Raw genomic sequence first — 10685 nt, forward strand, 5'->3', positions numbered from 1 at the left:
CTGTATCCGCTACGCCCTTTGTATCTTATTTTAACCGTTCTTCCAATTCAAAGTCGATTGGTAGGGTTTGTAAAAAGTGCTCCAACTCACGTTCCCAGTAGAACCATTCGTGCTTACCTGGGCTGTGGGTATAGGTGACATCCAAACCTAACTTTTCTAGTTCCTTGACTTCAAAATTATTGGCCTCATAAAGGAAATCCTGCTCCCCACACCAGATCCAGAGTTTGGTCTTCTTATCTGAAAACTTCTTGGCAGCAGTCTCTAGCGAGTAGGGACTGGTCGTCCAATCCTCAATCTCTCCAAAGATCCCCTTCCAAAAAGCTGGTTGTTCCAAGTCATTGTTTTCAAAATCCCGATCGTGGAAACTTAGAGCACCGGAAAAACTAGCCGCATGGGAGAAACGATTTGTCTTGAGAGCCAAGAGCATCGATCCATAGCCACCCATGGATAGGCCAGCAATAAAGGTTTTCTCCCGTTTCTTGGTCATATTAGGGAAGAAGCGAGAAAGAGTCTCTGGCAATTCCTCCGCAATGGCCGTGTAGTAGTTATAGCCATACTGGGTATCTGTGTAAAAGCCATTATTGGTATTGGGTAGGACCACGATCAGATTGGTATTTCGCAAAATGCGCTCCACATTGGTCCGTTTCAACCAAGAGTGGTGGTTGCCATTCATCCCGTGTAAGAGATAAAGGACTGGAATATCGGTATCCGCTGGATCTTCCACGCGCGATGTATCGGGATAAAGGACGGACACGCCCCACTCCATCTTCAAGGCTTCTGAATAATACTCAATCTGCATAACTGCCATTTGATTTCCTCTTTCTACTGTTAAAAACACTCGGCAAGCCTCGGGCCGCCAAGCGTTTCGTTTTCTACTATTATTTCACTTCCATCACGACTGGTAGGATGGCTGGACGGCGTTTGGTTTGTTCAAACAAGAACTTAGACAAGTTGTCGCGTACCAAACCTTTTAACTCACCCCAGTCAAAGCTATCTTGATTCAAATAATCTTCGACGCTTTGGTTGACCAATTCGCAACTTTCACGAAGAATATCCCGACTTTTCTTGACATAGACAAAACCACGGGTGTGCACGCGCGCTTTAGAAATAATTTTCTTCTCTTTGCGATTCACCGTGATCGCCACGATAAAGATCCCGTCTTCTGACAAGACTTTGCGGTCACGAAGGACGATATTGCCCACATCACCAATGGCATTCCCATCAATCATGACATCGCCTGCTGAGACGCTACCGGCAGGAACGAAGTCACCCTTTTCATACTCCATCACCGTTCCGCGTTTTGGAATAAAGATATTTTCAGGCAAGATACCGACTTCCATCGCCACTCGTGCATGGGCATCCAATTCACGGTACTCCCCTTGGATTGGGAAGAGATATTTAGGACGAAGAAGGTTGATCATCAACTGCAAGTCCCGCGCGTTTCCATGACCAGATACGCGCAAGCTTGACGTGATCAATTTGACAACTCCACCTGCTTGATAGACCATGTTTTCTACACGTGCCACCACTGCTTCTTTGGCAATAGACGGCGTTGTGACAATGTAGACCAAGTCCCCATCTTTGATTTCCACATAGCGGTGACGACCAATCGACATCTTACGCAAACCATTGATCGGTTCACCCATCCGGCCTGTTTCCAAAATGATCAATTCATGATCCTCAAAACGGCTCATTTCTTTTGGCTTGATCAAGAGTTTTTCGTTGGCAAGAGATAATTTATTCAAGCGGATGGCTGTGCGGACGATATTTTCCACATCAAACCCTGTCAAGACCACCCGGCGGCCAGTCCCAGCTGCAGCATCAAAGACCTGCTGGATCCGAGAAAGGTTGCTGGCTACCGCCGCTACGATGACACGACCATCCCAGTCCGCAATGGTATCCAGGATTTCATCGCCCACTTCTTGCTCACTAGCAACTTGCATCTTGCTATCCGCATTGGCCGAATCACTCAAGAGGGCAAGCACACCCTCACGTCCAATCTCAGCTAGGCGAGCAAAGTCCGTCGCATAAGACTCGCTGGCAGTTTGGTCAAATTTAAAGTCTCCTGTGTAGACAATATTGCCCTCAGGAGTGCCAATCACAATCCCGATACTTTCAGGGATGGAGTGGGTAGTTTGAAAGAAAGATACGACGGCATCGCCAAAATCAATCTCAGAATTTTGATCGATGACATGGAAGTCGTTGAATTTCTTAACACTGTCATTGCTTTTGACAAAGAGTTTAGCCAACTCGATGGTCAACTCTGTCCCAAATACAGGGACTTTTGCTTCAGCCAAAAGATAAGGCAGAGCCCCAATGGCATCCGCGTGACCGTGAGTCAAGAAAACACCCGCAATACGGTCCTTATTTTCAAATAGATAATCCATGTTGGGGATAACGACATCCACCCCAAGTTGCTCATTTTCTGGATACTTCAAACCTGCATCCAAGACAAAAATTGAATCGTTCACTTCGGCAACGTAGAGATTTTTCCCATTTTCTCGAACACCACCAAGAGTAACTAATTTAATACTACTCACTGTTGTCTCCTTTAGTGTGATTATTTTAATACTTACGGTCCTTGGTCACCCAAGTCGAATTACAGCTTTGCAAATACTTGCATATCCACTCTATTATACAATTTTTTTCTCTTTTTTTCAAAAAGCTTTCTACGGCAAAAAAGTCCTCTCATCTAAAGTAGATGAGAGGACTTCTAGGCGCCTATTTTTAGGGGGAAAAGACCCTAAAAATGATAATCTCCCCGTTTATTTTCAATGATCCGCATGGCTGCCTTGATCACATGAAACTTGCCTAATAATTCCTCTAGGCGCTTACTATTTCGCTCGCTCAATTGGCCGTTCTTGACCGCTTGGGACAGGCGATAAAAATCATCCAAGTCCTCCCCAATGTTTTCAAACAGCTCTTTGGCTTCCTTGAGTCGGTAGCGATTGACTAGGTGGTTCACATCTTTTTTGAAGGAAGCGACATTGCTTTCGTGAATGTCCGTATAAGCTTCCTCTTCTTCTTTAGATTCTTGGTAATTAACTGCCTTAAAACAGGTGATAAACTCCCGACTTTTGATATTACAGACAAAGATGACGCCATCACTGGCTACATAAGCTTCTGTATTAGCTGGTTGAACCACATTACTATCATAAGGAGAGAGGGAGGGGAGGTGTTGGTTGATCCACCTGTTCAGGTGCTGATCATCTACGCCAAAGCGCTCAAAAGCTCTTTGCCGAAAATGGTCACGACAACTATATTCTTGCGCATATGACAATCCCATACTCTCACCTCCTCCTGGGTATTTTATAAAAAATGGCCTCCAGTCTTACGGGACTAGAGGCCTGGTCTGCTTCGCTGACTTGGTGCAATTAACCTATTGGCTAACAAAACAATGTTTATGATGTTGATTTCATTTAATAGTATTTGTGTAAAATACCAGAGGTTTTCTTTGCTATCCCAAATCTAAATTTATGAGCTTTCGACTGGACGCATTGAAGTTTGAAAACCTTTATAAAAAGCTTCTACCTACTATTTCCACGTTTTCTTATGTCTCCGGACAAACTAAGCAGGTTCGCCCGACCGTCCAACCGATCCGACACACACGACATAACTGCTCTTTTACGATAAGAGCATGAACAGATATCAGCAAAACAGGCCTAAAACGAAGTAACCTAAATTTTAACTCGATAAGGCATTGGTATCAATCCCTTCTTTATCTTTCTAACTATATTATACTCACCTACCTGAGTATTTGCAAGCGATTTCAGCTGAAACTAGTTCCAATTTTTATGCGGTTTTATTGATGATTTAAGAAAAAGAAAAGAGGCTGGGACAAAAGTCCTAGCCTCTCAATTATTTTTGGATTGTCGAGCAAGACGCAGTGGTTGAGTGGGCTCTACTACGCTGCTTTCATCAGCTTTTACAGTCCTACTTAACTGTGCGGAGGTGGGAGGACGAAATCGAATTCTAACGAATTACCGATTTCTGTCCCACTCTCTCGCATGCAGACAAACTACTTCTACATCAAACAACCTAAGTGATGTCGCTTCTGTCCTACTCCCATTTTACGGGCTTTGTATCTTATTAAATGAACACGGGCTGCGGATTGTGTCAAAAAGATGAATCCTCCTAGAATCTGAAGATTCTGCGTCGTATTCCCTATTTTGACTGTATCCGCTACGCCCTTTGTATCTTATTCTTTCTCAAATAATTCATAGTAGTCTGCGATGGTCATTTGGGCTTTTTCTTCTTGATTGAGGTCTTGGACGATGTGTCCGTCTTTCATGACAATCAAGCGATTTCCATATTTCAAAGCATCTTCCATATGGTGAGTGATCATAAGAGCTGTGAGGGCATCTTGTTTCACAAACTCATCCGTCAAGGTCATGAGCGCCTGACTGGTTTTGGGATCCAAGGCAGCAGTGTGTTCGTCTAGAAGCAAGAGTTCTGGACGTTTCAGTGTCGCCATCAACAGACTCAAGGCTTGTCGTTGCCCCCCTGATAGAAACTCAACGGCTGTATCGATATGATTTTCCAAGCCATTGCCGATCTTAGCAAGGACTGTTTGAAACTCTTCTTTATAGCTGGCCAAGTGACGCGGAATCAAGCCACGTTTTTCTCCGCGAAACTTCGCTACCAAGAGGTTTTCCGCAACCGTCATGCGAGGCGCTGTCCCCATTTTAGGATCTTGAAAGACACGAGATAGGTACTTGGCTCTCTTCTCAGGAGAGTAGTTGGTCACATCTTCCCCTAGAATATAGATCTTCCCGCTACTAACTGGAAGTGTCCCAGCAATGGTATTAAAGAGGGTTGATTTTCCAGCTCCATTGCCCCCTAAAATCGTGATAAAATCATGCTCTCGAATTTCCAAGGAGACATCATCCAGAATGACTTTTTCTTCATTCATCCCATTGCTTACAGCTTTGGTTACATTTTTTAATTCTACAATTGCTGTCATTTACTGAGTTTCGCTCCTTTCATGATTTTTCCCTTAAAGGTTGGAATCATCAGGCAGATAGCCAAGATCAAGGCACTGAAGATTCGGATATAGCTGGTATTGATGCCAAGTGCAATCACGGCCCAAATCAAAAATTGGTAGGCGATTGAACCGATTGCAATACTGAGCAAGCGCTCTGTCAAGGTGACATTTGAAAAGAGAACCTCTCCAATAATGAGGCTGGCAAGCCCGATAACAATGACACCAATCCCACGTGAAGCATCCGCATAGCCTTCTTGCTGGGCCATCAGTGCACCAGAAAGAGCAATAATCCCATTTGAAATGACCAAGCCCATCAATTCCATCCTGTCGGTGTTGATCCCAAAGCTCTTGGCCATATCTGGATTGTCTCCTGTCGCAATATAGGCTTGACCCAAGCGTGTATCTAAGAAGAAGATCAAACCAAGGATCACAAGCGTTACGAAAATTAAACCAATCAGGATCTCATTGAACCCACTGGCAAAAGGAAGAAATTCCTGAATTTTTTTATAGCCCAGAAGTCCCAAATTAGCCCGCTGCATGACAAAGAGAATAACCGAGTTACAAGACGTCATTACAAGGATCCCTGACAAGAGTGTCGGTATTCTCCCTTTTGTGTAGAGAAGACCCGTCGCAAGCCCTGCCAAGCACCCTGCACCAATAGCAGCCAGCGTTGCAAGGAGTGGATTGACCCCTTTGGTAATCAAGGTCACCGCCACCGCTCCTCCAAGCGGGAAGGACCCTTCTGTCGTCATATCTGGAAAATCTAGAATTCGGAACGTCATAAAGATTCCTAACCCTAAAATGGCCCAAATCAAACCTTGTGAAACAATTGAATTAATCATAGTTTCTCCCTTCGATAATAGTAGTTTAATTGTATCATAAATAGGGAGGAGAACCTATAGGAAATTGATGCTTCTCATTGCATTTATTTTTTTACTTTTGCGCTTTGTTCAATTTTATATCGAAAAAACGAATCAAATTATCTTTGCGGTTCATTTTTTTGTAAATATTTTTTTGGATATAAATATCAATATTTAAAAACTCACATTTAAAGCTATTTTCTGGCACTTTTATGAAAACATCAAATTCACTTTCTTTCCAAAATTGACACTATCTAGTGAAAAATCGTATACTTATTTGGTATAAAATGAACAAATAATACAGAAACGTTGATTTACTTATTTAGACTGTATGTGGGAGAAAAAAATGAAACAACAAAAAAATAGTGTCTCTGAAAAAGGGCACGGCTATTTCCGCAAACGCAACAAGGCATTGGTCTCTATGATTACCCTTTTTGGAGCCTTGATGGTAAGCTCTGTTGCCATGGCTGACGAGGTCAACACCAGTCCGACTTCTGAAATCACAGCAACCGCTCAACCAGTAGCAACCAATACCAGTACTCCTACCACTACTAGTGAGGAAGGTGCTACGACGGAAGCGACTTCTTCGCCATCGGAAACAACACCAACTGTAACTGCCACTCAACCGGTCAGTGCAACTCCAGCAACTACTTATAATACTCCAAAAATCACCAACGACGTCACCTTTGATAAAGCGACTTATAAAAGTGGGGAAGACGTTCGGATCTCCATCAACAACCCTGAAGTGGTTTCTTCTGATATCACTGTCTCTCATTTAGATCAGGTCATTTATGAAAAGAAAAACGTTGAAGGTGGCGAACTGACAATTCCAAGTACAGTCTTTTCACCTAATGCTGGATTTATCGTAGATGTTCTTGGTAAGAAAGCAGATGGTTCCCAAGCCTTTCATAAGGCAGCGGGTCTTGCTGTTGAAGATGACTGGACGATCTACCCACGTTATGGGGTGGTCGCCGGCTCTAAAGACAATCACAACTCCATCACCAATGATCAGGTAGAAGGCTACAAGAATAGCATTGACCAATTGGCCAATATGCACATCAACAACTACTTCTTCTACGACGTTTACAATACACCTGCCAACCCATTCCCAGCAAATGTTGAACGTTTCACTCAAGACTGGGCGACTTTCTTGATTCCAAATAGCGAAACAGATCCTGACAAGCGCAAGTCCTACTTACCTGTCATCGATACAGAAGCAGTCAAAGAGCTAGTGGCTCATGTCCATTCAACTGGTGCCAAAGCCATGCTGTATAACATGATTTACGCAGTTTCCCTCGAAGAAGGGGTCCCAAATGAAGTGAAAAGTGCCATTGTTCGCAATCTAGCAGACCATTTCAACTTCGGTAAAAAGGGTGATGTCACAGCGACTGATATCCAACAATTTCTCGATCCGGGTGATCCAAATTGGCAAAAATTTATCATTGAAGTCATGACCAAAGCCATGAAAGAAGGGAATTTTGATGGATGGCAAGGGGATACCATGGGCTCTAACTGGGTGGAAAAAGTCAGTGAACCTGGAAAAAGCTTCTCTTTGAGCGAACACTATCCAGAACTGGCCACAGCTGCGACAGAGGCCCTCAAAAAAGAAGGCTATGACTTCATGATCAACGATATCTCTACTGGAGATGCTGATCGACTAGGCAAGACCAATGTCTCTGCACCTTATGCGGAAGTTTGGGGAGATAGCATTGCCTATGACTCTACCTACCAAGCCTTGACGCGCCTTACCGAACGGATGCGTGATTTATACAAGGGGAAATCTCCTATCATCGCAGCCTATACCCATCGTGGTAAAAATGCATCAGCCCTCAGCAAAGACAACGAATTGCTGACAGATGCTATTATCGCAGCGAGCGGTGGTTACCATATGACAACTGCTGCCCTCAATACTTCTCAAGATGCTAAAGGTTTTGGGGTGATCCAAGCAGAATGGTATCTCAATCAAAACCTACCAGTCAATGCTGACTTTGCCAATACAGAATTCAACTACCAAGAATTCATCGTTGCTTACCAAGAGCTTCTCCGCGGGCGCGAAACCTTGGCGCATGATACTCGTCGGATTGTAGACAATACCAATGTACTGGTGAACGGCAACTTCATCGGATCCAACCTGGATAATGCTGATGGAGTTCAACCTGGAACCGTTTATACCATTACAAAAGAAACCAAGACGGGTGATCGGATTGCTCACTTGATCAATTTGGTCGGCATCACTGAAAACAAATGGAACAGCGCTGTGAATACAACCGAAAAATTGACCAATATTCAAGCTTTTGTTCCACTCGGAAAAATCACAAAAGACCAGGCTGAACACGCCAGCATTTACTGGGCAACACCCGATGCTGTTGAAGGAAAATACAACATCAACCTCCGAGAAACAAGCGCAAATGTTTATTATGACGGAGGGGCTGGCCAATGGATGGCTGCTATCGATGTTCCTAGTCTAGATGTATGGGATATGCTCTACGTCAAACTCAATGAAGCCGCTCATGTTCTTTATCAAGACGAAAACGGAGTTGAGCTCGAGCGTTCCAGTGACTTGGTTGGTCATACAGGTGAAAAGATCAACTACTCTACAAAAGAAACCATTGCCAACTATTTGAAGAAAGGCTATGAACTAATAGAGAATGGCTTCGATGCAGACGGACAACCAAACTTTGACCGCGACGCTACCAACACCAATGAAGATGGCGTTCAAGAGTTTATTGTCCGCTTGGCACCAAAAATTGTAGAATTTTCTGCAACACAGCCCATCCAAGCCGGTCAAGTTGTTCCAGGAGACAGCGAAGGTCGTGTCTATCCAACTCCTCTAGCTCCAGCTGGTCAAACAACGGCTGATCTGGATCATTTATCTGAAACAGTGACCCGTACGGTGACCTATGTAACAGAGGACCAGGATGGATCTAACCGCCAGCCTGCAGGAATAGCTGACCAAACTGACAGCCTTCATTTCACTCGCAAAGGTACCATCAATTTGGTGACGGGCGAGACAAGTCTTGAAGACTGGACAGCTCAAGACGGTACAAGCTTTGCAGCTCTTGAAAATCCCGTCAAAAAAGGCTATGTTGTCGTAGCAGAAGAATCAACAGATGCCATCACTTCTGATCTGACAAAAGCAGGAGAACATACTGGCATTCATGCTGATGCAGCAGACATCACAGATACGGTCATCTATCGCCCAGTCGGGGCTTATAGGATCAGCTATGCTACTGGTAAAGAACCAGCTCATGCTCAAAAAGAGATCCCTTATCTAAATGATCCCACAAATCCAACCGCCATCTTGTCTCCCACTGCTATCCTTTCGTACGTGGAGGGATTAGAGCCAAAAGATGCTCGTGGACAAGTCTTAAACCTTGTGGATCCTCTTGACGAAACAAAAGGCTATCTTCTTCCAAGCCCTGAGTCTCCAACAGTTGATACTGCTATTTCCTACACTATCACCAAAGGATCGGTCAGAGTACAATTCCTCACTGAGGGAGGCGACACTGATCTGCAAGAGGCGCAAGACCTTGCTACAGAGGTAGATTTCGGCACCAAGTACAGCAGTGAGGCCCCAACAGAAATCACAAAAGATGGTCGTATCTACCATCTAGTTGGACACCGTGCTGATTCTGCTGATCCAAGTGGCACAGTCACTAAGGGAATGAAAACTGTCATCTATGATTACAAGTTAGCTACAGGAACGGTCATCGCGCGATTTGTCATCCAAGATACTAACACTGAATTGCAACCAGAGCTTGCTGTTGCAACAAATGTGGACAATGGAACCCATTACGTCGCTAGCGCACCAGATGAAATCTCCAACGACGGCCACATCTATGAACGGATCGGTGCAGCTGAACAAACTGGGAACGTAGAAGTGGGAACAACCATCTTGATCTTTGCCTACAAGGTCAAAGAAATCCCTACTCCACAACCATCCCCAGAAACAGAAAAAGAAGAAACAGTCAGCCCTCTTCCTTCCGTGACAAAAGCAAACACGACTGATGCTCATGAAGAAAAGGGATCAACACTTCTCTCTAACAAAGAAGAGGAGAAACCTCTTGAAACAACAAGCCAAAAAGAGGAACTCCCTGAAGTTGTTCCTAACACCCCTCAAGAAGGAACTCATCTACCTGCAACAGGTGAAGAAACCTCTCAGCTAGCCCTACTTGGACTTGGCCTCTTAGCAGGTTTGTCCAGTCTTATCCCTTACAAAAAGAAACAAGAGTAGATCCCAAACACAAAGAAACTCCCTATGGAATTCTGTTCCAAGGAAGTTTTTTTATATTTATACAACTCATTCAGAGTCTAGATCCCTTTTATGAGGGTGACTGACGACAATAAGGGTGTGAAGTACTACCACTCCAAACCCTACTGTATTCCAATTCAAAGTGGATTCATTCCCCTTGTTGCCGGCAGTTTGAAAGATCAAATTGCTTTACTAGTATACTGTTTTCTCTACTTCAAGTCAATGGAATTTTACTGAAACTAGTAACCGAATGAAATGAATATATAGAATTTTACTGAAACTTTTTCATCACATTTATGCATGTTTTTCTAAGTTTCCAATACCAAACAAAGAGGCCTTGCTCTTTCGAGCAAAGCCTCTTCCTGTTGGATCTAAAATTGTCACCTCATCAACAAGTTTGCTGATGTCACCTCAATTTTAGTCTTCGCGTTTTTTGCGTTTTGCAAGTCCCGCAAGGCCAACCATACCAAGTGCAGCACCTAACAATGCAGCAGATGCTGATTGTTCTTCACCAGTTTCAGGAAGTGCTGGAGCTGGAGGAGTTGTAGGCGTTGGCGGCGTTGGTGGTGTTGGTGGTGTTGGTGGTGTT

General features: G+C 44.0%; 7 protein-coding genes. 1 reads left to right on the forward strand and 6 read right to left on the reverse strand.

The window, feature by feature from the left end; genetic code table 11:
* Window positions 1-25: 25 nt before the first annotated feature.
* The 5 genes from HMPREF2685_RS00090 to HMPREF2685_RS00110 form a co-directional block, all read right to left on the reverse strand.
* Window positions 26-808 (reverse strand): alpha/beta hydrolase, encoded by a 783-nt coding sequence (locus HMPREF2685_RS00090; protein WP_070464541.1) that lies wholly within the window; start codon window positions 806-808, stop codon window positions 26-28.
* A gap of 70 nt (window positions 809-878) precedes the next feature.
* Window positions 879-2540, reverse strand: coding sequence for a ribonuclease J (locus HMPREF2685_RS00095; protein ID WP_070464543.1), 1662 nt, complete (start codon window positions 2538-2540; stop codon window positions 879-881).
* Between the two features lie 203 nt (window positions 2541-2743).
* A complete protein-coding gene (locus HMPREF2685_RS00100; protein WP_070464546.1) occupies window positions 2744-3286 on the reverse strand; it encodes a hypothetical protein in 543 nt (180 codons plus the stop codon).
* 912 nt (window positions 3287-4198) lie between these two features.
* Entirely contained in the window at window positions 4199-4963 is a 765-nt protein-coding gene (locus HMPREF2685_RS00105; protein WP_070464549.1) for an ABC transporter ATP-binding protein, read from the reverse strand.
* Window positions 4960-5826 (reverse strand): ABC transporter permease, encoded by an 867-nt coding sequence (locus tag HMPREF2685_RS00110; RefSeq protein WP_003008955.1) that lies wholly within the window; start codon window positions 5824-5826, stop codon window positions 4960-4962. Before HMPREF2685_RS00110 ends, HMPREF2685_RS00105 begins: the two co-directional genes overlap by 4 nt.
* Before the next feature lie 364 nt (window positions 5827-6190).
* Here HMPREF2685_RS00110 and HMPREF2685_RS00115 point away from each other — a divergent pair, with 364 nt between their 5' ends.
* A complete protein-coding gene (locus tag HMPREF2685_RS00115; protein ID WP_070464552.1) occupies window positions 6191-10078 on the forward strand; it encodes a glycoside hydrolase family 66 protein in 3888 nt (1295 codons plus the stop codon).
* Window positions 10079-10513: 435 nt separating this feature from the next.
* Here HMPREF2685_RS00115 and HMPREF2685_RS10940 read toward each other — a convergent pair.
* On the reverse strand, window positions 10514-10685 hold a 172-nt coding region (locus HMPREF2685_RS10940; protein ID WP_148130428.1), incomplete at its 5' end, for an LPXTG cell wall anchor domain-containing protein.

The organism is Streptococcus sp. HMSC074F05 (assembly GCF_001808725.1).
GTDB classification, from domain to species: Bacteria; Bacillota; Bacilli; order Lactobacillales; family Streptococcaceae; genus Streptococcus; species Streptococcus parasanguinis_I.

What these genes read in the sequence shown, in the direction of transcription:
- HMPREF2685_RS00090 (WP_070464541.1), bottom strand. Translation starts at nt 808, where the DNA reads ATGGCAGTTATGCAGATTGAGTATTATTCAGAAGCCTTGAAGATGGAG.
- HMPREF2685_RS00100 (WP_070464546.1), bottom strand. Translation starts at nt 3,286, where the DNA reads ATGGGATTGTCATATGCGCAAGAATATAGTTGTCGTGACCATTTTCGG.
- HMPREF2685_RS00105 (WP_070464549.1), bottom strand. Translation starts at nt 4,963, where the DNA reads ATGACAGCAATTGTAGAATTAAAAAATGTAACCAAAGCTGTAAGCAAT.
- HMPREF2685_RS00110 (WP_003008955.1), bottom strand. Translation starts at nt 5,826, where the DNA reads ATGATTAATTCAATTGTTTCACAAGGTTTGATTTGGGCCATTTTAGGG.
- HMPREF2685_RS00115 (WP_070464552.1), top strand. Translation starts at nt 6,191, where the DNA reads ATGAAACAACAAAAAAATAGTGTCTCTGAAAAAGGGCACGGCTATTTC.